This is a genomic window from Serinicoccus chungangensis, from assembly GCF_001483745.1.
GTDB lineage: Bacteria > Actinomycetota > Actinomycetes > Actinomycetales > Dermatophilaceae > Ornithinicoccus > Ornithinicoccus chungangensis_A.
The window spans coordinates 96,247-119,313 of record NZ_LQBL01000028.1; the positions used below are offsets into that span (position 1 = coordinate 96,247).

At 73.6% G+C, this 23,067-nt stretch carries 23 protein-coding genes; 7 read left to right on the forward strand and 16 right to left on the reverse strand.

What is annotated here, in order from left to right; all coding sequences use genetic code 11:
* Positions 1–91 precede the first annotated feature (91 nt).
* Complete coding sequence (locus tag AVL62_RS09045; RefSeq protein WP_058891327.1) at positions 92–475, forward strand: hypothetical protein; 384 nt, start codon at positions 92–94, stop codon at positions 473–475.
* A gap of 18 nt (positions 476–493) precedes the next feature.
* Here AVL62_RS09045 and AVL62_RS09050 read toward each other — a convergent pair whose 3' ends face one another.
* Positions 494–1,321, reverse strand: a complete 828-nt coding sequence (locus tag AVL62_RS09050) for a PhzF family phenazine biosynthesis protein (RefSeq protein WP_058891328.1) — start codon at positions 1,319–1,321, stop codon at positions 494–496.
* A gap of 18 nt (positions 1,322–1,339) precedes the next feature.
* On the reverse strand, positions 1,340–1,699 hold the full coding sequence (locus AVL62_RS09055) for a hypothetical protein (RefSeq protein ID WP_058891329.1): 360 nt from the start codon (positions 1,697–1,699) through the stop codon (positions 1,340–1,342).
* Between the two features lie 107 nt (positions 1,700–1,806).
* Between AVL62_RS09055 and AVL62_RS09060 the strand changes: the two genes are divergently transcribed.
* Both AVL62_RS09060 and ppk2 read left to right on the forward strand, forming a co-directional pair.
* Positions 1,807–2,646 (forward strand): siderophore-interacting protein, encoded by an 840-nt coding sequence (locus tag AVL62_RS09060; RefSeq protein ID WP_058891330.1) that lies wholly within the window; start codon positions 1,807–1,809, stop codon positions 2,644–2,646.
* Between the two features lie 39 nt (positions 2,647–2,685).
* Positions 2,686–3,588, forward strand: coding sequence for a polyphosphate kinase 2 (gene ppk2, locus AVL62_RS09065; protein ID WP_235585637.1), 903 nt, complete (start codon positions 2,686–2,688; stop codon positions 3,586–3,588).
* A 9-nt stretch (positions 3,589–3,597) separates the two neighbouring features.
* On the opposite strand, the gene AVL62_RS09070 is transcribed toward ppk2, so the two are convergent.
* A complete protein-coding gene (locus tag AVL62_RS09070) occupies positions 3,598–3,918 on the reverse strand; it encodes a putative quinol monooxygenase (RefSeq protein ID WP_022923752.1) in 321 nt (106 codons plus the stop codon).
* A gap of 61 nt (positions 3,919–3,979) precedes the next feature.
* Between AVL62_RS09070 and AVL62_RS09075 the strand changes: the two genes are divergently transcribed.
* From AVL62_RS09075 to AVL62_RS09085, 3 genes are all read left to right on the forward strand, one after another.
* Positions 3,980–4,765, forward strand: coding sequence for an IclR family transcriptional regulator (locus AVL62_RS09075; protein WP_058891332.1), 786 nt, complete (start codon positions 3,980–3,982; stop codon positions 4,763–4,765).
* A gap of 86 nt (positions 4,766–4,851) precedes the next feature.
* Positions 4,852–5,376: a hypothetical protein gene (locus AVL62_RS09080; protein ID WP_235585638.1), complete on the forward strand. Its 525-nt coding sequence runs from the start codon at positions 4,852–4,854 to the stop codon at positions 5,374–5,376.
* Positions 5,373–6,950, forward strand: a complete 1,578-nt coding sequence (locus AVL62_RS09085; RefSeq protein WP_058891333.1) for a GMC family oxidoreductase — start codon at positions 5,373–5,375, stop codon at positions 6,948–6,950. Before AVL62_RS09080 ends, AVL62_RS09085 begins: the two co-directional genes overlap by 4 nt.
* Before the next feature lie 86 nt (positions 6,951–7,036).
* On the opposite strand, the gene AVL62_RS09090 is transcribed toward AVL62_RS09085, so the two are convergent.
* The 10 genes from AVL62_RS09090 to AVL62_RS09135 form a co-directional block, all read right to left on the reverse strand.
* Entirely contained in the window at positions 7,037–9,859 is a 2,823-nt protein-coding gene (locus AVL62_RS09090; protein ID WP_058891334.1) for an aconitate hydratase, read from the reverse strand.
* 142 nt (positions 9,860–10,001) lie between these two features.
* Complete coding sequence (locus AVL62_RS09095) at positions 10,002–11,624, reverse strand: LLM class flavin-dependent oxidoreductase (protein ID WP_058891335.1); 1,623 nt, start codon at positions 11,622–11,624, stop codon at positions 10,002–10,004.
* Positions 11,625–11,664: 40 nt separating this feature from the next.
* Entirely contained in the window at positions 11,665–13,065 is a 1,401-nt protein-coding gene (locus AVL62_RS09100; protein ID WP_235585639.1) for a class I SAM-dependent RNA methyltransferase, read from the reverse strand.
* Position 13,066: 1 nt separating this feature from the next.
* A complete protein-coding gene (locus AVL62_RS09105; protein WP_058891336.1) occupies positions 13,067–13,816 on the reverse strand; it encodes a DUF3159 domain-containing protein in 750 nt (249 codons plus the stop codon).
* The gene (locus AVL62_RS09110; RefSeq protein ID WP_058891337.1) at positions 13,816–14,730 is read right to left on the reverse strand and encodes a DUF3710 domain-containing protein; all 915 of its coding nucleotides are present in this window, start codon (positions 14,728–14,730) and stop codon (positions 13,816–13,818) included. Before AVL62_RS09110 ends, AVL62_RS09105 begins: the two co-directional genes overlap by 1 nt.
* A gap of 7 nt (positions 14,731–14,737) precedes the next feature.
* Positions 14,738–15,232, reverse strand: coding sequence for a dUTP diphosphatase (gene dut, locus AVL62_RS09115; protein WP_058891774.1), 495 nt, complete (start codon positions 15,230–15,232; stop codon positions 14,738–14,740).
* A 58-nt stretch (positions 15,233–15,290) separates the two neighbouring features.
* The gene (locus AVL62_RS09120) at positions 15,291–15,590 is read right to left on the reverse strand and encodes a DUF4193 domain-containing protein (protein WP_058891338.1); all 300 of its coding nucleotides are present in this window, start codon (positions 15,588–15,590) and stop codon (positions 15,291–15,293) included.
* 141 nt (positions 15,591–15,731) lie between these two features.
* A complete protein-coding gene (locus AVL62_RS09125; protein WP_058891339.1) occupies positions 15,732–16,598 on the reverse strand; it encodes an inositol monophosphatase family protein in 867 nt (288 codons plus the stop codon).
* Entirely contained in the window at positions 16,598–17,839 is a 1,242-nt protein-coding gene (locus AVL62_RS09130; RefSeq protein ID WP_083518834.1) for a ferrochelatase, read from the reverse strand. Before AVL62_RS09130 ends, AVL62_RS09125 begins: the two co-directional genes overlap by 1 nt.
* Positions 17,836–18,510: a trimeric intracellular cation channel family protein gene (locus tag AVL62_RS09135; RefSeq protein WP_058891340.1), complete on the reverse strand. Its 675-nt coding sequence runs from the start codon at positions 18,508–18,510 to the stop codon at positions 17,836–17,838. The genes AVL62_RS09130 and AVL62_RS09135 overlap by 4 nt, the downstream gene beginning before the upstream one ends.
* A gap of 72 nt (positions 18,511–18,582) precedes the next feature.
* Between AVL62_RS09135 and sepH the strand changes: the two genes are divergently transcribed.
* Positions 18,583–20,325: a septation protein SepH gene (sepH, locus tag AVL62_RS09140; RefSeq protein WP_058891341.1), complete on the forward strand. Its 1,743-nt coding sequence runs from the start codon at positions 18,583–18,585 to the stop codon at positions 20,323–20,325.
* A 100-nt stretch (positions 20,326–20,425) separates the two neighbouring features.
* On the opposite strand, the gene AVL62_RS09145 is transcribed toward sepH, so the two are convergent.
* The 3 genes from AVL62_RS09145 to AVL62_RS09155 all read right to left on the reverse strand — a co-directional run bounded on the left by AVL62_RS09145 (position 20,426) and on the right by AVL62_RS09155 (position 23,056).
* Positions 20,426–21,133 carry a thymidine kinase gene (locus AVL62_RS09145; protein ID WP_058891342.1) on the reverse strand — a complete coding sequence of 236 codons (708 nt, stop codon included), beginning with the start codon at positions 21,131–21,133 and terminating at the stop codon, positions 20,426–20,428.
* A gap of 151 nt (positions 21,134–21,284) precedes the next feature.
* Positions 21,285–22,481: an alkaline phosphatase family protein gene (locus tag AVL62_RS09150; RefSeq protein WP_058891343.1), complete on the reverse strand. Its 1,197-nt coding sequence runs from the start codon at positions 22,479–22,481 to the stop codon at positions 21,285–21,287.
* Positions 22,478–23,056, reverse strand: a complete 579-nt coding sequence (locus AVL62_RS09155) for a DUF5998 family protein (protein ID WP_058891344.1) — start codon at positions 23,054–23,056, stop codon at positions 22,478–22,480. Before AVL62_RS09155 ends, AVL62_RS09150 begins: the two co-directional genes overlap by 4 nt.
* Between the last annotated feature and the right edge of the window lie 11 nt (positions 23,057–23,067).

Below are 23,067 nucleotides of genomic sequence, written 5' to 3' on the forward strand. Positions count from 1 at the left end.
GGGGTCGGCGACGGTGCGGTCGAGGGTCAAGTCTACGCAGCCGGGGCTGGGACGCCGCTGGGTCGGGCGGTGGGGCGGCTACGCTGCGGGGATGAGCCAGCGTGCCGCCCCGGTCGTCATCGGCGTCTACGACGCGGACGGAGGGGTGCTGGGTGAGGCGGCCTACCTCTGGGGGAAGGTGCGCGGCACCGCCCACTGCTCCCTGTGCGACATCACCCACTCCCCGGTGCGCCGGAAGAAGGAGTGGGACGCCCTCGTGGCGCGGCTCGACGCGACCGTCGAGCTGCGGCACCGCAACGAGCTGACGGCGGCGCAGAGCGCGGCGGCGCTGCAGGCCGGGCTGCCGGTGGTGCTGGTCGCCGACCTCGAGCGGCAGGGCTACGACGTCCTCCTCGACGCCGACGACCTGGAGGGCACGGGCGGCGACGTCACGGCCTTCGGTGACCTGCTGCGGGAGCGGCTGGCCGCACGCTGAGCGAGGTGCGGCATGGCCTCAGAGGTGCACGGACCCGGTGACGGCCGCCACGACCCGGCCACCGACCCACAGCCGGTCGCCCTCGCGCCGCACGTCGATGCGGGCATCGCGACCCAGTGCGGTGCCCTGGCGTGCGGTGTAGCGGGTCCATCCCTGGTCACGCTGCGCCAGGATCATCGCCACCGAGGCGTTCAGACTGCCGGTGGCGGGGTCCTCGCAGATGCCGTGCTCGCCGGGGAAGAACGCCCGCACCTCGTAGCCGTCGTCGACGTGCTGTCCCTGGCACCCGAAGACGCCGAGGTAGATCTGCTCGCCCGGGGCGAACTGCGGCCGCAGGTCCCGCACCGCCTGCGCATCGGGGAGCTCGGCGACGACCCAACCGGGCCCGTTGTCGCCCCACTGGAGGCTGAGCGGCGGCCGGCCGACGATCTGCTCGACGCGGGTGGCGAGGTCGTCGTCCACGGGCCCGGAGCGCAGCAGCGGCGGGGCCGCGAAGGAGAGGGCGCCGTCCTGTGCTCGCACGGTGACCAGCCCGATGCCGCACTCCTGGACGACGGTGCCGGCCTGCTGCGACTCGCCTCCGGCGTCGAGCCAGGCCCGGCAGCTGCCCAGCGTCGGGTGCCCGGCGAAGGGCAGCTCGGTCGTCGGGGTGAAGATCCGCACGCGGTAGTCCGCACCCGGGTCGTCGGGACGCAGCACGAAGGTCGTCTCCGACAGGTTGGTCCAGGCGGCGAAGCGCTGCATGGTCGCGGCGTCGAGGTCGTCGGCGTCGTGGACCACCGCCAGCGGGTTGCCGTCCCCGGTGCGGGTCGAGAAGACGTCGTACTGGCTGAACCGGTGGGGCATCGGGTCAGGCTAGACGACTCACCGGATCGGCGCCCGCAGGCGCAGCGCCTCCAGCAGCAGGCCGGCGGCGCGGTGGTTGGCCCGCAGCCGCAGGCCCTCGCGGGCCAGCGACTCCAGCACGTCGCCGAGGGTGCCCGGCGGCAGCGCCGGCCCCAGCTCCGGGCGTACGTCGCGCCACGCCCCGCGCATCGCCTCCAGCTGCGCCTCCAGGTGCCGGGTCGCCACCCAGGCGAGCGCCGCCGGGTGGCGCCGCCACGCGGCATACGCCCGGTAGTCGGCCGGGCACTGGTCGAGCAGCCAGGAGACCGCGGCCTGCTCCCAGCCGGCGACCCCGGCCGGGGGGACCCGGTCGGGCCATCCGGGCGGTCCGCTGCTCATGCGAACAAGTGTACGACGACCCGCCCACGCCCCGCTGCTCGCCATCCACAGCACGCCTCCCTTATTATGAGCACGCAGATCTTCGCTATTTCGACGAACGGGACACCATGACCAGCGCCGCCACCGCCGCCCTGCAGCGGAGCCGTCAGCTCCACCCGCTCCACGTCCGCCGCGCCGCCGTCAGCCACGTCGAGCAGCTCGGCGGCCGGATGCGGCGCATCACCCTCGGGCTCGAGGCCGGCACGCCGCCGATCCCCTGGGTGAGGCTGGCCGTCGGCGACCACGTCAAGGTCGCCTTCCCGCACCCGACCACCGGCGAGCTCACGCTCCCGACCGTCGTCGACGACCGGCCCAGCCTCCCCGAGGGCGCGCAGCGCCCGGTGACCCGGGACTACACCGTGCGCGGGGTCCACGACGCGGACCAGACCCAGCAGGTGACGATCGACTTCGTCGTGCACGGCACCGGCCCGGCGAGCACCTGGGCGAGCGGCGCCCGGAAGGGCGACGTCGTCGGCCTGCTCGGCCCGCGCGGGTCGATGACCGAGCCGGCCGACGCCCGGCGCTACGTCTGCCTGGCGGACGAGACCGCGCTGCCCGCCGTCGGCCGCTGGCTCGAGGAGGCGCCCGCGGGCATACCCCTGGAGGTCGTGGTCCAGGTCCCGGACGCGACCTGCCTGGTGCCCCTGCCCCAGCGCGCGGACGCCCGCGTCACCTGGCTCATGGACGAGGAGGAGGGCACGCTCGCCGAGTCGCTGCGGTCCCTGCCCCCGGAGCCGGGCGACTACGTGTGGGCCGCGGGCGAGGCCGGCACGATGGTCCAGGTGCGCCGTGCGGCGGCCGAGCTCGGCGTCGGCGGCGAGGCACTGAAGCCCAGCGCGCTGCAGGTGGACGGCTACTGGCGGCGCGGCGTCCCCGGTCGCGACCACCACGAGCCGCTGGAGAGCTGACCCCTTCCCGCCGGGCGCTCGTGCTGGCACGATGAGCAGATGTCCCAGCGCACAAGTGCCACGAAGACCGGTGGTTCCACCGGCGGGCGCGGGAAGGACACCGTGCCCCGGTTGAACAAGAAGGTCTACGAGGCCGAGCTGCTCCGGCTCCAGGAGCAGCTCGTCGAGATGCAGACCTGGATCAAGGAGACAGGCCACCGCCTCGTCATCGTCTTCGAGGGACGCGACGCCGCCGGCAAGGGCGGGGCGATCAAACGGGTCACCGAGTACCTCTCCCCCCGCGATGCCCAGATCGTGGCCCTGCCGACCCCGACCGAGCGGCAGAAGACGCAGTGGTATTTCCAGCGCTACGTCGAGCACCTGCCCGCCGCCGGGGAGATCCGGCTCTTCGACCGCTCGTGGTACAACCGCGGCGGGGTGGAGCGGGTCATGGGCTACTGCACCCCGGAGGAGCACCGGCGGTGGCTGCAGCAGACCCCGATCTTCGAGCGGATGCTCATGGACGACGGGATCCTGCTGCGCAAGTACTGGTTCTCGGTCTCCGACGACGAGCAGGAGCGCCGCTTCCGGTCCCGGATGGAGGACCCCATGCGGCGCTGGAAGCTCTCCCCCACCGACCTGGAGTCGCTGACCCGGTGGGAGGACTACAGCCGGGCCAAGGACGAGATGTTCGTCCACACCGACATCCCCGAGGCCCGGTGGAACGTCGTGCCGTCGGACGACAAGCGCTCGGCACGCATCAACATGATCGCCCACCTGCTCTCGACGATCCCCTACGAGCAGGTCGAGCAGGCCGAGCTGACCATGCCGGAGCGTCCGGACTCGACCGGCTACCAGCGCACCGACCGACGCCTGCAGCTGCCGGTCCCCGACCACGCCGCCGCCGTCGGGGAGGCGGCCGGCAAGCCCGTGGAGCGCCGCTCCCAGCAGGACCTCAGCTAGCCGGCACTCTCAGTCGATCTGCAGCTCGCCCATCGGCTCCCAGCCCTCACCCTCGACCTGCCGGGAGATGATCTGCGGAGTGCCGGTGAGATGCGGGCGCATCGCCTCGATGCCCTCGGTGAAGTGCGGGCTCTCGACGTGCTTGGCCGCGCCCTCGTCGGTGAACGCCTCGACGAGGACGTACTGCAGCGGGTCCTCCAGGCTCCGGGACCACTCGAAGGAGATGTTGCCCTCCTCGCTGCGGCAGCCGGCGGTGTAGTCGGCGACGATCTCGGACCAGCGCTCGGCGGACTCGGGCTTGACGGGGAACTTGACCACGATGAAGTACATGGCCCGATGGTGGGGGGCTCCCGGGTGGACGTCAAGCCCCGCCGCTGCCGATGATGGGACGGTGAGCACGTCGCACACCGGTGCGCGCACCGTGGAGCGCACCTTCGACCTGTTGGAGTCGGTGGCCGACCGCGGCGGTGCCTCGGCCCGTGAGCTCGCGGACGACCTCGACCTGCCGCTGTCCACGGTGTACCGGCTGGCCGGTGACCTGGTGGCGCGGGACTACCTGGTCCACCTGCGCGGCGAGGGGCGCTACGAGCTCGGCTACAAGCCGCACCGTCTGGGCCTGGCCCTGCACCGGCAGATCGGCCTGTCCGCCCAGGTGCGGCAGCGGATCGTCGACCTGCACCACGCCACCGGGTGCGCGGCATACCTCACCGTGCGGCGGGGCGCCACCCTGGCGCTCATCTTCGTCGCCGACTCGCCCGAGTGCCCTCGGCTGGAACCGATGACCTTCGGCTTCCACCAGGCGCCGCACGCGACCGCCTTCGGCAAGATCCTGCTGGCCGACCTGGACGAGACCGAGCGCCAGGTCGAGCTGGCGCGCTACGGGCTGCCCGGGCTGACGTCCCGGACGATCACCGACCCGGGCGTGCTCGACGCGCACCTGGCCAAGGTCACCCGGCGCGGAGTCGCGTGGGAGTTCGAGGAGTTCATCCCGGGCAGCAGCTGCGCCGCGGTGGCGGTCCGACGACCGGACGGCGGCCTGATCGGGTGCGTCGCCGTCTCCGCCGACGCCCGTCGTTTCGACGGCCCCGACCTGCGGGTCGAGCACCGGCTGCGGGTGGCCTCGGGCGACATCGCCGCGTACTTCCGCCGGGTCGACACCGACGTTCTCACCGACTGAGAACGCCGGTAGCCGTCGCCGCCGGGGCGGACCTAGCGTGGTGCCGTCGCACGACGCGGTGCGGCGGGCACGAGGAGGACCACGACATGGCGGACAAGGACTCGGCGACGATCAGGCGGGACACCAGCTCCGCGCTCAGGGGCGGCCCGGCCACGCTCACCTCACGTCAACGCCAGATCCTGGTGCGCGTGCTCCGGCTGGCCTACCCGCACGACAGCTTCCCCGACGGCCCCTACGAGCGCACCGCGGACGCCGTCGTCGAGGCGACCGCCGACGACCGGCGCCTGGCCGCCACCCTGGGTCCCGACCTGGACATGCTCGACACGATCAGCGACGGCGACTTCCTCGGGGCCTCCGACGAGACGGCGACGCTGCTGCTGCGGGAGTACGCCGACGAGCCCTACTTCCGACAGATCCGCGGGGTGGCGGTGGTCGCGCTGTACGACGACCGCGAGGTGTGGGAGCTGCTCGGCTACGAGGGGCCGAGCTTCGACCAGGGCGGCTACCTGAACCGGGGTTTCGACGACCTGGACTGGCTGCCCGAGCCGCGGATCACCGAGTACGACGGTGAGCCCCGAACCGAACTGCGCGACGTGGAGGAGCAGCGATGAGCACGCACGGAAACCCCATCCCGCTCAACGAGCCGGTCGTCGTCGTCATCGGCTCGGGGGCCGGCGGTGGCACCGTCGCCCACGACCTGGCGACCGAGGGGGTCAAGGTCGTCGTCCTCGAGGCCGGTCCCTACCTGACCGCCGACGACTACACCAACGACGAGTGGCCCGCCTTCAACCAGATGGCGTGGCTGGACATGCGCACGACCTCCGGCTCCTACCGCGTCGCGCGGGACTTCCCCAACCTTCCGGCGTGGATCGTCAAGGCCGTCGGCGGGACCACCACGCACTGGGCCGGGGCGACGCCGCGGTTCATGGCGCACGAGTTCGCCGCCCGCAGCACCTACGGCGAGGTGGAGGGCGCGAACCTGCTGGACTGGCCGGTCACGCTCGAGGAGATAGAGCCGTGGTACGACCGGGCCGAGAAGGCGATGGGCTCCTCGCACCGGCACGGGCGGCCGCCGATGCCGGCGAACAACAACTACAAGGTCTTCGCGAACGGTGCCGAGCGCGCCGGCTACAAGTACTACGCCACCGGTCCCTACGCCACCAACGCCGAGCCCTACGACGGCCGCCCCGCCACCGTGCAGGACGGGTTCAACTTCCAGGGGGACAAGTCCGGCGCCAAGTGGTCCACGCTCGTCCGGGAGATCCCGCGGGCCCTGGAGTCCGGGAACGCCGAGCTGCGCCCGCTCTGCCAGGCGGTGCGGATCACCCACGGCTCCGACGGACGGGCCGACGCGGTGGAGTATCTCGACGCCGACGGCAACCTGCACCGGCAGGCGGCGCGCGCCGTGTGCGTCGCCGGCAACTCCATCGAGACGCCGAGACTGCTGCTCATGAGCGACTCGCCCTCGCACCCGGACGGGCTGGCCAACTCCTCCGGTCAGGTCGGCCGCAACTACATGCGGCACCTGACCGGGTCCGCCTACGCACGCTTCGAGCAGCCGGTGCGGATGTACCGCGGCGAGACGATGGCCGGCATCATCGCCGACGAGGCGGTCCACGACCCGTCCCGCGGGTTCGTCGGCGGCTACTACATGGAGACCCTGTCGCTCGGCCCGGCCTTCCTGGCCAGTTTCGTCGAGCCCGGCAGCTGGGGACGCGAGTTCACCCGGCTCATGGATGCCTACGCCCACACGGCGGGTATGTGGCTGGTCGGCGAGGACATGCCGCAGGAGTCCAACCGCATCACGCTGGACCCCGACGTCAAGGACCAGTGGGGCCTCCCCGCACCGCACGTCCACTTCGACGACCATCCGAACGACATCGCGATGCGGCGGCACGCCTACCGCGCCGCCGACACGATCTACCGGGCCGCCGGCGCCCTCGGGGTGCACCACACGCCGCCCTACCCGGCGACGCACAACCTGGGCAGCTGCCGCATGGCCGCCGACCCGGCGGACGGACCGCTCAACGGCTGGGGTCAGGCGCACGACGTGCCCAACCTCTTCGTCTCCGACGGCTCTGTGATGACCACCGGCGGCGCGGCCAACCCGACGCTGACCATCGTGGCGCTCGCGATGCGGCAGGCGGACCACCTCCGCGAGCTGCTCCGCACCGGGGAGCTCTGAGGACGCTCATCGGCCCGTGACGACAGCGGCGCCCCGTCGGCCCGAGGGCTGACGGGGCGCCGAGGTGCGGTATGCCGGTGCTCGCCTCAGGCGCTCACCAGCGAGCGCAGGACGTACTGCAGGATGCCGTCGTTACGGTAGTAGTCGGCCTCGCCCGGGGTGTCGATGCGGACCACGGCGTCGAACTCGACGGTCTCGCCGCCGTCCTTGGTCGCGACGACCTTGACCGACTTCGGCGTGGAACCGTCGTTGAGCGCGGTGACGCCGGAGATGTCGAAGGTCTCGGTGCCGTCCAGGCCCAGGCTCTCCGCGGTCTCGCCCTGCGGGAACTGCAGCGGCAGCACGCCCATCCCGATGAGGTTGGACCGGTGGATGCGCTCGTAGGACTCGGCGATGACCGCCTTGACGCCGAGCAGACGCGTGCCCTTGGCGGCCCAGTCGCGGGAGGAGCCGGAGCCGTACTCCTTGCCGGCGAGGACGACGAGCGGGATGTCCTGCTCGGCGTAGGCCCGCGCGGCGTCGTAGATCGTCGTCTGCTCGCCGCCGCTGGTGAAGTCGCGGGTGAAGCCGCCCTCGACGCCGTCGAGCAGCTGGTTGCGCAGCCGGATGTTGGCGAAGGTGCCGCGGATCATGACCTCGTGGTTGCCGCGGCGCGAACCGTAGGAGTTGAAGTCCTTGCGGTCGATGCCGTGCTCGGAGAGGTACTTCCCCGCCGGGCTGTCGGCCTTGATCGACCCGGCCGGGCTGATGTGGTCCGTGGTGACCGAGTCACCGAGCAGCGCCAGCACCCGCGCACCCGCGATGTCCTCCACGGGCTCGGGCTCGGCGCCCATGCCCTCGAAGTACGGCGGCTTGCGCACGTAGGTCGACTCGTCGGCCCACTCGAAGGTGTCGCCGTCCGGGGTGTCCAGACCCCGCCAACGCTCGTCGCCGGCGAAGACGTCGCTGTAGTCCTCGGTGAACATGTCGCGGCTGATGGACTCCGAGATGGTCCGCTCGACGTCCTCCGGCGCGGGCCAGATGTCCTCGAGGAAGACGTCGTCGCCGTCGGCGTCCTGCCCGAGCGGCTCGGTGGCGAAGTCGAAGTCCATCGTCCCCGCGAGGGCGTAGGCGATGACCAGCGGCGGGGACGCGAGGTAGTTCATCTTCACGTCCGGGTTGATCCGACCCTCGAAGTTGCGGTTTCCCGAGAGCACCGAGGTGACCGCGAGGTCGTTGTCGTTGATCGCCTGGCTGATCTCCTCCACCAGCGGTCCGGAGTTGCCGATGCACGTGGTGCAGCCGTAGCCGACGAGATGGAAGCCGAGCTGCTCGAGGTAGGGCCACATGCCGGCCTTGTCGAAGTAGCCGGTCACGACCTTGGAGCCGGGAGCCATGGACGTCTTGACCCAAGGGGCCACGGTCAGGCCCTTGTCCACGGCGTTCTTGGCCAGCATGGCCGCCGCCATCATCACCGAGGGGTTGGAGGTGTTGGTGCAGGAGGTGATCGAGGCGATCGCGACGATGCCGTGGTCGATCTCGAAGGTCTCCTCACCCATCGTCACCGTGACCGGCTTCGAAGCGCGGCGGGTGTCGCCGTCCTTGGGCCGGCCCGAGCGCACCGGCCGGTCCGCCTCCACCCCGGCGTCGCTGGCGTCGTGCGAGGGGGCGTCCGAGGCCGGGAAGGTGTCCTCGAGCTCGTGGTCCACCCCGGTGAGCTGCGTCGGCTCGGCGTAGTTCTCCAGGTCGGAGCAGAACTGCTCCTTGGCCCGGGAGACCTCGATGCGGTCCTGCGGGCGCTTGGGCCCGGCGATGGAGGGGACCACCGTCGACAGGTCGAGCTCGAGGTACTCGCTGTAGCGGGCCTCCTTCTGCGGGTCGGCCCACATGCCCTGCTCCTTGGCGTAGGCCTCGACCAGGGCGACCTGGTCGTCCGGGCGGCCGGTGAGCCGCAGGTAGTCCAGCGTCACGTCGTCGATGGGGAAGATCGCGCAGGTCGAGCCGAACTCCGGGCTCATGTTGCCGATGGTCGCGCGGTTGGCGAGCGGCACCTGCGTGACGCCGTCGCCGTAGAACTCGACGAACTTGCCGACCACGCCGTGCTCGCGGAGCATCTCGGTGATGGTGAGCACGACGTCGGTGGCCGTCGCGCCGGGGGGCACCGCACCGGTGAGCTTGAAGCCGAGGACCCGCGGGATGAGCATGGACACGGGCTGGCCGAGCATGGCGGCCTCGGCCTCGATGCCGCCGACGCCCCAGCCCAGCACACCCAGCCCGTTGACCATGGTCGTGTGGGAGTCGGTCCCGACGCAGGTGTCGGGGTAGGCCTGCAGGGCGCCGTCGGTGCCGGACTCGCGGGTCATGACCGTCCGCGCCAGGTGCTCGATGTTGACCTGGTGGACGATGCCGGTGCCCGGGGGGACGACCTTGAAGTCCTCGAACGCCGTCTGCCCCCAGCGCAGGAACTGGTAGCGCTCCTCGTTGCGCTCGTACTCGATCTCCACGTTGCGCTCGAAGGCGTCGGGGCGGCCGAAGACGTCGATGATGACCGAGTGGTCGATGACGAGCTCGGCCGGGGCGAGCGGGTTGATCTTGGTCGGGTCACCGCCGAGGTCGCCCATGGCCTCGCGCATGGTGGCCAGGTCGACGATGCACGGCACCCCGGTGAAGTCCTGCATGATGACGCGCGCGGGGGTGAACTGGATCTCGGTGTCCGGCTCGGCGTCGGCGTCCCAGCCGGCGAGCGCGTTGATGTGCTCGGTGGTGATGTTGGCGCCGTCCTCGGTGCGCAGGAGGTTCTCCAGGAGCACCTTGAGGGAGTAGGGCAGGGTGTCGGCGCCCTCCAGCCCGCCGATCCGGTAGATCTCGTAGCTGGCCTCGCCCACCTCCAGCGTGCCCTTGGCCTCGAAGCTGTTCGGATTGGGGCTCAACGTGATCGCTCCTTCGCTGGCTGGCTATTTATCTTGACATCAAGATATCTCACCGTGGGTGGGGGACGCAACGAGGCGCGCCGCACCCGGTGCTCCCATCCTGCCCCACCACCCGCCGCCGCGTCAGGTGGGGCGGGCGGGCTCAGGACAGCCCGTGCCGGCTCAGCGGTCCGACGAGCTCACGCTCCTCGTAGGCCAGGTGCGACAGCAGGGTGTCGGTGAGCAGGTCGAGGGAGGACTGCACGCCCTGGAGGACCTCCTCGCCGGCCCGTCCGGTGCCGTCCTCGGCCACCAGCCGCACCAGCGCCCGGTCGAACTGCTCGAGCACGTCGTGGATGACGACGTGCTCCTCCTCCAGCCGGTCGAGCACCGCCTCCAGGCCGGGCTCGGCCCGGCGCAGGTGCGGGAAGACGCTGCGGTCCTCGAGGGTGTGGTGCCCGGTGACGATCCGGCAGTAGGACTCGCAGTAGGCGCCCAGGGTCCAGTTGTTCTGCCGCATCGTCATGGTGTTGACCACCGAGCGGGCCGCCCCGACGGTGAGGTGGCCGCGGCGCACCTGGTCGAGGACGTCGCGCACCTGCGCGAGCTCTCCGCGCAGCCCGTCGTGGATGTCCTTGAGGTGCTGGGCCTGCTCCGGGTGCGGGCCCGGCGCACCGTCCGGGGCGACCGGCCGGCTCGGCTCGTCCCAGGGCATCGTCGGCGAGAGCCGGCGCCCGTCGTCCGGCGTCGGCTCGACGGTATGCCGTCCGCTCCCCCGGCCCTCGTCGGCGCGCCCGGGCAGCACCACCCCCGTCGGCGCCTCCTGGGACGTCGTCGCAGCCCCCGTCGGCGTCTCCTGGGACGTCGTCGCAGCCCCCGTCGGCGTCTCCTGCGACGTCGTCGCCCTCCGCGCCCGCTCGGCCTCCACCAGCTCCCGGGTCGCCGGGGCCACCTCGGCGGCGAACCGGCGCACCACGTCGGCGTCGTCGGTGCCGAGGACGTAGCTGCTCATCCCCACGGTCACGGTGAGCTCGGCCAGCTGCTCGGCCCACTGGGCCGGGGTGCCGCGCAGGAACCCGCCGCCGGTGCCGAAGCGCCCGGTGATGTTGTAGATCCGCCGCACCGAACCCGGCGGCCGCCCGGCCGCCAGCGCTGCCTCGTCCACCACGGCCGCGAGCGCGGGGAGGTCGGGCGGGTCGGCATACCCCATGCTCGGGACCCACGCGTCGGCCAGGCGGCCGGTGAGCAACAGCATGCGCGGCTTGTAGGCCCCCAGCCAGATGGGGATGTCGTGCGCGGGCGGAGGGCCGGCGTGCAGCCCCTGCGCCCGGTAGTGCTCGCCGCGGAACCGCAGGGTGCCACCGGCCCAGAAGGCCCGGATGAGCTCGACCGCCTCGGCGAGCGCGTCGACCGCCTCCCCCGGCGAGCGGCGCGGGCCGCCGGCGGCCACGATGCCGTCCCAGAAGGCACCGGCGCCCAGGCCCAGCTCGACCCGCCCGTCGGTGAGCAGGTCGAGCGAGGCCGCGGCCTTGGCCAGCAGGACGGGCGGTCGCAGCGGCAGGCTGGCGACGTTCGGGGCCAGCCGGATGGTGGTCGTGCGGGCCTCGAGGACCGACAGCAGGGTCCAGGTGTCCAGGAAGCCGTCCTGGTAGGGGTGGTCCTGGACGGACACGAGGTCGAGACCCTCCACCTCGGCGACCTGCACGAGCGCCAGGAGCTCCGGTATGCGGTCGGCCGCCGGGGTGGGGAACACCCCGAACTCCAGCTGCTGGTCCAGGTCGGGCACGAGGTCCTCCGTCAGGTCGTCGCGTCGGGTCGTCGTCGCGTCAGGTCGTCGTCGGCGCCGGGCGCAGCAGCGCCAGGGACTCGACGTGGTGGGTCATGGGGAAGGCGTCGAGCACCCGGAGCGCAGCCAGCTCCAGGCCCGCCTCCCGCGCGGTCGCGAGGTCACGGGCGAGCGCGGCGGGGTCGCACGCGACGTAGACCACGGCCCGCGGCCGCAGTGCCGCCAGCGCACGCACCACGTCGGCGCCCGCGCCGCTGCGGGGCGGGTCGAGGACGACGACGTCGGCCGACCCGCCGGACGTGACGAGCCCGGCCAGCGCCTCCTCGGTCGCGCCGGCGTGGGCCTGCGCCCACGGGTAGGGGTCGAGGTGCCGTCCGGCGGCGTCCGCCGCGGCGACGTCGGCCTCGACGGCCAGCACCTCGCCCGAGTCCCCCACCGCCTCGGCGAGCGGGACGGCGAAGAGGCCCACCCCGGCATACAGGTCCAGCGCGCGCTCCCCCGGCTGCGGGTCGAGCCAGTCCAGCACCTGCGCGGTGAACTCCGCGGCGGCGCCGGGGTGCACCTGCCAGAAGCCGCGCGCGGACAGGCGGAAGTCGTGGCCCCGCACGGTCTCGACCACCTCGGGCACCGGGCCGAGCGGCTCCGGGGCCTGGCGCGACCCGCGGCGGGAGGCGGGGCGGCGGCCCCGCCGGCGGGGCGGGTCGCCCGGCAGGACCAGCGGCACGACGACCGGGTCGCCGGCGCCGGGCGCCACGGCGTCGAGCGCGCTCACCCGCGGGGCCGGTCGCCCCTGGCGGACCGGCACGCGGGCCGCGTCCACGAGCGCCTGCGGGTCCGAGAACACGCCCGTCCCCACCACGCCCGGGGCCGCGATGAGGCAGTCGTCGACCGGGACCACCCGGTGCGAGCGGTGCGCCCTGAGCCCGGCAGCCACCCCGTCCCCGTCGTGGCGCGGGGTGAGGGCCACCTCGACCCGGGTGCGCCAGCGCAGGCCCTCCTGGTCGCCGGGCAGCGCCTCGCACACCAGACCTGCCGGGCCGGTGGCGCGGGCCAGCTCCTGCTCGGTGCACCCGCCGACGCGGACGAGCTGCTCGCGGACGACCTCGGCCTTGAGCCGGCGCTGGGCGGCCAGGTCGGCGTGCTGCCAGTCGCACCCGCCGCAGCGGCCGGGTCCTGCGAAGGGGCAGGGCGGCGGCACCCGGTCGGGGGAGGCCTCGTGGACCTCGACGGCGTCGGCGCGCAGGAAGCGCCCCCCGCCCCCGCTGCCGGTGACGACGGCGCTCACCCGCTCCCCCGGCAGCGCGTGCCGGACGAAGACGACCTGCCCGTGCGGGGTGTCGCCCACCCGGGCGACGCAGTGGCCCCCGTGCGCGACGGGGCCGACGCGCAGGTCGAGCAGGTCCCCCACCCCGGGGGCCGCGCCCGCGACGGACGCGGGCACCCTAGCGACCCTGGCCCGGGTCGATCGCCGCGGTCCCGCTCGCCTCGTCCTGCGGCTGCGCGGCGGTGCGACCGGTCGCGAGGATCCACCCCATGACGACCACGGCCAGCAGGTAGGCCGGCCAGCTGAGCACGATCTTGCTGATGCCCAGCCACGCCACCTCGCCGGCGAGGTAGAGCGGGAGCATGACCGCCACGCGCACCGCGAACAGCGCCACGAGGACCCACGTGAGCCGGGCGCACACGGCCACCAGCCCGGGGTCGCGGCGCCAGGCTCCCGGACGCTCGGCGAACTGCGGGTCGCCCACGGCCACGAGGAAGCCGACCAGCGGCCAGCGCAGCACGATGCTCAGCAGGGCCCCGACACCGTAGAGGGCGCTGGCGAGAATCCCGGGCAGGAAGGCGTCCTGCGCCTCGCCGGAGCGGAGCGCGAAGAAGGCGGCGATGGCGGTCGCGAAGATCGCCGAGCCGAGGAAGCGCCACGACCCGCCGGCGAAGCCCCGGATCACCGTGAGCACGACGAGCAGGGCGGCCGCGGCGACCACCGCCGGCCGCACGGCGTCGGTGATGAGCCAGGTCGTGACGAAGGCCACCGTCGGCAGCGCCGTCTCCAGCGAGCCGTACCACCCGCCGAGGGCCTCCCCGATCCGGCGGCGGATGACCTGCTCGACGGTCTCCTCGAGGGTGGCCCCCGCCGCGGTCTCCGGTGCCGGGCGGCGCTGGGGGCCCTCGGGCGCGGTGGGCGGGGCCATCAGGTGAAGTCGGGGTTGCGGGGGGCCTGCGGCGCGTCCGTGGGGGCCGGCTCCGGCGCCCGGTGGCGGGGCGGCTCGGCGGCGTCGGTGGCCGCTGCTCCCCCGCCCAGGCCCACGCCGGCGACCGAGGTCGCGTCCGTGGACCCTCCGGCGGTGGGCGCCTTGTGCAGGGCGTCGGCCGCTGCGGCACGGCGGGCCTGGGCCTGCTGCTCACGGCGGGCCTCGGCCTCCTTGGCGACCGCCTCGGCGAAGCCCTTCGGGGGTGTCAGCGTCAGGACCTCACGCGGCGGACGGGGCTCGTCGCCGCGGTCGACGACGATCCGGCGCACGAAGGCGAGGATGCCGCGGGCCTGGTTGTCGTCCGAGGCCGCGGGCCCCCCGACGACGACGCGCAGGAACCATCGGGGACCGTCGATCCCGAGGAAGCGGGCGGGCTGGTAGGCGACGCGGCCGTCCGGGGCGCGCCCGGGCATGCGGGCCCGCAGCTCCTTGCCCATGCGTCCCTCGACGGTCTCGGCCGCCCCGCCGGAGTCGACCAGACCCCGGGCGATCTCGGCGCGCAGCTCGTCCCAGATGCCCTCGGTGCGCGGCGCGGCGAACACCTGGACCTGCGCCTGCGAGGCGCCGAAGCCCAGGGTGGCGCCGATGACCCGGCCCGAGCCCTGCTCGATGTCCAAACGCATCTGCATGCCCTTGACGGACGGGATGCGCAGCGCCCCCAGGTCGATGCGGCCGTCCAGCTCGCGCCACTCGGTGATGTCGTAGGGGCCGTCCTCGTGCCGGACCCAGTCGCGGTCCACCCCGGGCTCGCCCTCGGCCGGCTCGGGCCGCACGACGACCTCGTCGCCGTCCTCGAGGTCGAGCAGCTCCTCGTCGCTGAGGCGGTTGGTCTTGCGTCGGCCAAAGAGTGCCACTGGTGGCTCAGTCCTTCTGGGTCGGCCCGGCCGTGGCCGGGAGGGTGGTGGAGGTGCCGGTGTGCCCGTGCCCGCCGGCACCGCGCGGGGAGTCCGCGAGGTCGTCGACCACCGTGAACACGGGCCGGGCGACCTGCTGGACCACGAGCTGGGCGACGCGGTCTCCCCGGCGCAGGTGCACCGGCTCCTGACGGTCGGTGTTGAGCAGGTTGACGAGGATCTCCCCGCGGTAGCCGGAGTCCACCGTCCCCGGGGCGTTGACGATGGTCAGGCCGTGCCGCGCGGCCAGCCCGGAGCGGGGGTGCACGAACGCGGCATACCCCTCCGGGACCGCGACGGCCACACCGGTGCCCACGAGGACCCGCTCACCCGGGTCGACCCGCACGTCCTCCCGGAGGTGCAGGTCGACGCCGGCGTCGCCGGGGCGGGCCTGGACCGGGACGGGGAGGTCGGGGTCCAGGCGCCGCAGGGCGACGGCGACGGTCTGGGGCTCGGGCTGCATCGTCACCGAGGGTAGTCCCCGGTCCGGTCCCGCACCGACCATGGCGGGCGCACGGGCCTCAGGCCGCGCACTCGGTGCAGACCGGCAGCCCCCCGACCTCCTTGGCCAGCTGGCTGCGGTGGTGCACCAGGAAGCACCGGGAGCAGGTGAACTCGTCCTGCTGCCGGGGCAGCACGTGCACCGACAGCTCCTCGTTGGACAGGTCCGCCCCCGGGAGCTCGAAGCCCTCGGCCTGCTCGGTCTCGTCGACGTCGACGCTGCCCGAGGACTTGTCGTTGCGCCGGGCCTTCAGCTCCTCGAGCGAGTCCTCGTTGAGCTCGTCGTCGTTCTTGCGTGGGGCGTCGTAATCAGTCGCCATCTCGCCTCTTTCACCTCTGAAGTCTCTCTCGTCGTGCGTGAACGCCGAGGCCTACGATTTTGTGCCCGAGGCCGTGCCGCGCTCGCACGTGTCGCGCGGATTCTGCCCTATCGGCGCGCGCGCCCGTCAACGGGTATGCCCTCAGCGCGGGTCGGCGCTGGTCAGACGGGCGATCTCGGCCCGCAGGAGCGGGTGCAGCACGGGGTTGGCGGCGACCACGAGGTCGGTGGACGCCGGGCTGCCCGGGTCGGCGCCGGAGGCGATGCCGCCCGCCTCGCCGAGGATGACCAGGCCGGCAGCGACGTCCCAGGGGTGGGTGCCGCGCTCGAAGTAGCCGTCCACCCGCCCGGCCGCCACGTGGCACAGGTCGAGCGCGGCCGCGCCCATGCGGCGGATGTCCCGCACCCGCGGGAGCAGGTCGGCGACCACGGCCGACTGCCTGCGGCGCACCTGCCGGTCGTAGGAGAAGCCGGTCGCCAGCAGCGCGCCGTCCAGCGTCGGCTGCGCGGCGACCGCGAGCGACCGGGTGCGGCCGCGCGAGGTGAGCCGTGCGCCCCCGCCGAGGTGGGCGTGGAAGACCTCGTCGGTGCGCGGGTTGACGACCGCCCCGGCGACCGGCGCCCAGGCCCCGGGCGTGGTGGGGTCGCCCACGACCACGGCGACGGACACGGCATACGCGGGCAGGTCGTAGAGGTAGTTGACGGTGCCGTCGATGGGGTCGACGACCCAGCTGAGCCCGGACGTGCCCCCGGTCATCCCGTCCTCCTCGCCGAGGATGCCGTCGTCGGGGCGCGCCTGCGCCAGCCGCTCGCGCAGCAGCGCCTCGGCGCGGGTGTCCATCTCGGTGACGACGTCGAGGTCGGTGCTCTTGGTGTGCGCCACCCCGAGCCCGTCCGGCCGCTCGTCCCGGATGAGCGCACCGACCTCGCCGACCAGGGTCACCGCGAGGTCCTCCAGGGCTGCCCGGGCGTCCGCGTCGACCGCCGACGCGTCCGGGGCCGCCGCCATCAGTCGCTCCCGCAGGCGGCGGGCTTGGCGACCCTGAGGTTGGGGCAGCAGCCCGGCCGGCAGATGGCGGGGCGCACCTCGCCACCGGGCCACGTCGGGGTGGCGACGTCCTCGCCGCGCGCCTGCGCGGCGCGCTCCAGGGCGAGGTCGACCAGCCCCATGACGAACTCGGTGTCGGTGCCGACCGTGGGCACCCGCAGCAGGTCCATCCCCAGCTCCTCGGCGGTCTCGGCCGCCTCGGTGTCGAGGTCGAAGACGACCTCCATGTGGTCGGAGACGAAGCCGATCGGTGCCAGGACGACGCTCTCGACGCCGCGTTCCTTGAGGACCCGGAGATGGTCGTTGACGTCCGGCTCGAGCCAGGGCTGGCTGGGCGGGCCGGAGCGCGAGCAGTAGGTGAGGTCGTGCTCGACCTCGGTGCCGAGGGTGGCGGCGGTCTCCGCGGCGATGGCGGCGGACAGCTCGAGGTGCTGGCGGGAGTAGAGGTTGCCCTCGTCGTCCCCGGGGCCGGACGTGTCGTCCATGGAGTTCGGCAGCGAGTGCGTGACGAAGACGAGGTGCGGCACGACGCCGGTGGCCTCGTAGCGCTGCCGGGCGGCCTCGCCGACGATCCGGGCGTTGGCCCGGGAGAAGCCCGGGTGGTTCCAGTACTGCCGGATCTTGTCGACGTGCACCTCCTTGCCCTCCTCGCGCAGCTCGATCTGGGCGCTCGCGATGTCCTCGCGGTACTGCCGGCACGAGGAGTAGCACGAGTAGGCGCTGGTCGTCACCGACAGCAGCCGCGTCATGCCCTCGGCGTGGGCCTCCCGGAAGGCGTCGGCCAGGAACGGCCGTGAGTTGCGGTTGCCGAAGAGCACGGGGATCGTCAGCTCGCGTCGGGCCAGCTCGGCGCGGATCGCCTCGATGAGGGCGCGGTTCTGGTCGTTGATAGGGCTGCGGCCGCCGAAGTGCAGGTAGTGCTCGGCCACCTCCTCCAGCCGCTCGTCGGGGATGCCGCGGCCTCCGGTCACCCGGCGCAGGAAGGGCATGACCTCCTCGGGGGCCTCGGGTCCGCCGAAGGAGGTGAGGACGATGGCCTGGTAGGGGAAGAGGTCGTGCTCCTCGGTCTCCTCCAGCGTCTCCTCGAGCTCGGCCACGACCTCGTCGGTGGCGTCCTGGTCCGGGCCGGCGTCGGCGGTGCCGGGGGGCGGCGCGGCGGCCGGGTCGGTGGGGTCGGTGGGGTCGGCGAGCGGGTTGCTCATGCGGCTTCTCCTCGGGAGGGGACAGGGGTCGGGGCCTGCAGGTCGAAGACGATCGCGGCCACGCGGATGCCGAGCACCAGCAGCACCGTGGCCCAGATGACGAGGTAGGACAACCCGCCGAGCTCGGCCGCCACCACGACCACGGCGGCACCGAGCAGGGCGGGCACGGCATACAGGTCGCGGCGCAGGACCTCGGGCACCTGGCCGACGAGGACGTCGCGGATCATGCCGCCGCCGACGGCGGTGATGCCGCCGACGAAGACCGCCGCGAGCGGGGGTGCGCCGAGCATGACGGCCTTGAGCGCGCCGGCGACGGCGAAAGTGGCCAGGCCGACGGCGTCGAGGTACTTCACCGACTGGCTGATGCGGTGCAGCCGCAGCTTGGGGCGGTGGCGGGAGAGGTCGACGAAGGCGCCGTGGAAGGCGAAGACGACCAGTCCGGCCGCGAGGACGGTGACGACGTACCAGGGGTTGCTGATGCCGTCCGGCGGCACGTCGCCGAGGAAGACGTCGCGGATGATGCCGCCGCCCAGGCCACTCACCCACGCGAGGACCGCGACGCCGAAGAGGTCGAGGCGGGCGCGCACGGCCACCAGCCCGCCGGACAGCGCGAACACGAAGATGCCGACGAGGTCGAGGGCGAGACGCACATCGGCGGAGGCGGCGATCATGACCTGCCCAGGGTATCCCGCGCGGCGTGCCCTCCCTCGTGCGGTCCTGGCGGGGTGGCAGAGTGGTCGACCATGCAGCAGCTCCAGTTCGTCGAGCTCGACGAGGGTGGTCGTCTGGTCCTCACCGACGACGACGGGAGGCAGTATGCCGTCCGGGTCGACGACCGCCTGCGCGCCGCCCTGCGTCCGCGCCCGCGGCAGCCGGAGGGCTCCGGCGCGTCCCGCTCGGTCACCCCGCGCGACGTCCAGGCGATGATCCGCGCCGGCCAGCCGGCCGAGGACGTCGCCGCCTCCACCGGGTGGGAGCTGGAGCGGGTGCGCCGCTTCGAGGGTCCGGTCGTGGCCGAGCGCGAGCACGTGGTGGGCCTGGCCCAGCGCGCCCCCGTGCGGGCCAGCGGCCGCACCGACGGGTCGCATACCCTGGAGCGCCGGGTGCGCGAGCGCCTGCAGAGCCGCGGCGTGGACCTCACCGCCGTCAGCTGGGACGCCGCACGGGGCGAGGCGCACGAGCCGTGGACCGTCATCGTCGCCTTCATGGCGGGGGGTCGCGAGCGTCGGGGCGCCTGGCACTACGACGTGCGCTCGCGCTGGGTCGAGGCGCTGGACGACGAGGCCCGCTGGCTGAGTGAGGACGAGCAGTCGCTGCCCGGTGGGCTGGCCGGTCACCCCCTCCTCGCGGGCCACCACGGCGAGGACGAGGCGGCCGCCGACCTCATGGCGACGATGCGCGAGCGCCGCCAGCGGCGGGCCAAGGGGCGGCGGGGAGCGTCCCGGCAGACCGCGGAGGACCCGAGCCACGTGCCCGGTCAGCAGGAGATGCCCGACGAGGTGCTGCCGCTGGAGGACCTCCCCTACGACCCGGACACCATGGGCGACCCCCCGGCCGCGCACCCCCGCGGGTCGGCGCCCGAGGCCGCGGCGCCCGTCGGGCCGGACGAGGACGAGCTGCTCCTGGACGGTGCGCCCGAGGACGCGCAGGACGCGGACGCGCAGGACGAGGTGCTCCTGGACGTCGGTGCGGAGGGGGCGACCGAGGAGACGCACGAGCCTGCGGCCGCTGCGGCACCGACCGAGCCCGAGGTGGCGCCGGAGCCGGTGTCGCCGGAGGAAGCGCAGCGGGCGGTCGGACGTTCTCCCGGTCGACGGCGCCGGCGGCTGCGGCTGCCCTCGTTGAGCGCCGAGCAGCAGGAGGAGCAGCAGCACGAGCCCGAGGTCACCTATGCCCGGACCCGGCACGACCCGCGCGAGGTCACCTTCGACGAGTTCTTCGGGATGGAGGACGAGGAGGACGACGCCGGGCCCACCTACACGCGGCCCGCGGCGCCGGCCGAGGCACCGGTCGTCGAGGACGTCAGCACCGAGGACGTCGACCTCCAGGAGGCGGATGACGAGGACGACGCGGCGCCCGCACGGTCCGAGGACGCCCTGGCCCCCGAGCCCGTCACCGAGGAGCCCGGCTCACCCGAGGGCGACACCGAGGAGCCTGGCTCACCCGAGGGCGACACCGAGGCGCCCGGCCCACCGGAATCGGACCCCTCTGACGAAGCCGACCGCTCCGATGGGTCCGACCCCATGCGCGAGGCCGACGCCACCGATGCCGACACGGCGGACGACACGGACACCGCGGCCGAGTCAGATGCCGCAGAGCCTGACACCTCGGCCGAGACAGACGCCTCCCAGGCCGACGGGACGGACGGCGACACCCCGTCCGCGGCCACGGAGGAGCAGCCGCAGAAGACGTCCGGCCGCAAGGGCCGCACGAGCGTGCCGAGCTGGGACGACATCATGTTCGGCTCCCGCCCGCCCCGCAGCTGACCCCGACCGGGGAAACACCGCCCCGGCCGCACAACCACGGTCACCCAGCCACCCGCATACCCCCGACTGGGGAATCACCGCCCCGGCCACACAACCACGGTCAGGACGGCGGCCGGGCCGCCTCGTTCACCGGAAGCGGGCACAGGTCGAGGTCGAAGGGCAGCAGCTCGGGGGACAGCGAGGCCGAGCGCGCTGCCGCGGAGTTCATGCGGCGCATGTAGTGGCGCCGGCAGAGCACCTCGTACTCGACGACGCTGGCCACCGCCCCGTCCTCTCCCCCGCCGACGTCGCCGACGACCACCTGCTCGCCCTCGACCACCATGTGCCCGTCGACGACCCGCGCGTTGACGGTCGCCGGCTTGCCGCACCAGCACAGCGCGCGCACCTGCAGCTGCTCGGTGCGGTCGGCCAGCTCGATGAGCCGGCGGGAGCCCGGGAACAGCTCGGTGCGGAAGTCCGCGGTGATGCCGAAGGCATACACGTCGATGCCCATCTCGTCGACCAGCCGCGCCAGCTGCTCGATCTGCACGGGACGGTAGAACTGGGCCTCGTCGCAGACGAGGTAGTCGACGGCCCGCCCGTTGGTGCGCTGCTGGACGACGAGCTCCCAGAAGTCCAGGTCGTCGTTGACCTCCAGCGCATCCTTCGTCAGCCCGAGCCGTGAGGAGAGCACCGCCGCCCCCGACCGGTCGTGCTGGGTGAAGAGCAGCCCGCCGCGGCCCCGCTGGTGGTGCGTGTGGTCCATCTGCAGCGCCAGGGTCGACTTGCCGCAGTCCATCGTTCCGGTGAAGAAGACGAGCTCGGCCACCCCGGCAGTCTACGGAACGCCGCGGCTGCTCCCTTCCGGTGCCCGCGAGACGGCCCCGACGAGCAGAGGTATGCCGGTGGCCGCGCCCGCCGGCGTGCTCAGGTCGTGGCGACGAGCAGAGGTATGCCGGTGGCCGCGGCGGCCGGCGTGCTCAGGTCGTGGCGACGAGCAGGGGGATGCCGGTCTCCGCCGGCGTGATGGAGCCGTGGTGGCCGCGCAGCCGCAGGACCTCGGGGCGCAGCGCGCGGGAGTCCAGCATCGTGGCCGGCCCGAGCATGGCCGCGACCACCTCGCCGATGCGGGTGTCGTAGCCCTCCCGGACCGTGCCGAACCATCCCGCCGCGATCGCCTCCTCCCGCGTGAGGACCAGGGCCGACTCCCCCAGCTCCTCCCGCCACGTGGCCACGACCTCGTCGACCGCACCCGGGCGGCACCAGGCCTGCGGCGCCCGCGGCTCACCGGCCAGCAGCTCCACCCCGTCGGCCAGCTCGGGCTCCAGCGCCAGGTCGCGGCGGTGCTCGTGGGGCGCCTCGACCATGCCGTGGTCGGCGGTGACGACCACGACGGTGTCCGCCGGGAGCCGGCCGAGCAGGTCCGCGACCCAGGCGTCGAAGGTCTCGACCGCCTCGCCCCACTCCAGGGAGTCCGGGCCGTGGACGTGACCGGCCTTGTCGATCTCGTCCCAGTAGGCATATACCAGGGCCCTGCCGCGCCGGCCCGCCTGGAGCATCGCGTGCAGGACGCCCTCCGTCCGGCCGGCGTGGTCCTCGGCCCCGAGGAAGGCACCTCCACGCAGCGCCGCGCGCGTCAGCCCGGAGCTCGCGTAGGCGGGCTGGGAGACGGTGCTCATCGACACGTCCCGGCGGCCGGCGTGCTGCAGCAGGGTGGGTGAGGGCTGGTACTCGTGCGGGTCGGGCCCGTCCTTCCACGCCAGGTGGTTGAAGAGCCGGCCACGGTGGTTGGTCTGCCACCCGACGATGCCGTGCCCGCCCGGCGCGCGGCCGGTGCCGAGCGAGGTCAGGCTGGTGGCCGTCGTCGACGGGAAGCCGCAGGCGAACTCCGCCGGCCCGGGCAGGTCGGGGGTCGGCAGACCGCTCAGCGTGCGCGCGTGCCCGCTCCCGCGCCGCAGCTGGTGGGACCCGAGCCCGTCGGCGAGCACGACGACGACGCGCCGGGTCTCGGGCAGCGCCCAGCCGGCCGGCTCCACGCCGTCGGGCAGGTCGCGCACCCCCAGGGCGTGCAGCGCGGCCGGCAGCACGGAGGCCAGCCCGGTGCCGGGTGCGGGTGGCCGGTATGCCGCGGCCGCGGCGGCGACCGCGTCGTCGGCGGGGCCCTCGGCCGCGCTCATCGGCCCAGGCGGCCGGAGAGCTCGCTGGAGAAGATCAGTGCCTGCTCGAGCCGCTCGACGCCGTGTGTCTCGGCGGCGATGCGCAGCGAGAGGTCGTCGCTGGAGACGGTGCCCTCGTAGCCGTGGTCCCCCTCGCACTGCGGGTCCTCGCAGACCGCCGGCAGCAGGTCGAGGCGGGCGACGGCGCCCCAGCCCAGGGTGAGGGTGATGCCCCGGCCGGCGAGGCTGCCGTCGTAGTGCTCCGGGTCGGGGAGGGTGTGCGTGAGCATGACGCCGCGCACCGAGCGCAGCGGCACCGTCTCGCTGGTGGCGGTGGCCATCCGCTGCCCCTCCGGGCCCTCGTGGTCGTCGGCGTGCGCGATGACGAGGCGGCGCTCGGTCAGCACGAGGACCGTGAGGTGGTTGCGGACCGCCATCTCGTCGAAGGTCGTCTCGTCGTGCACGAGGTGGGTGACGACGTGGTCCTTGCCCACGGCCGTGACGACGACGTCGTGCACCACGGCGGGGAGGTATCCCGCCGCGTCGATGTCGGCGACGAGCGAATCGGGCAGCGGCGACCTCACACGACGGACCATGGGCCCATCGT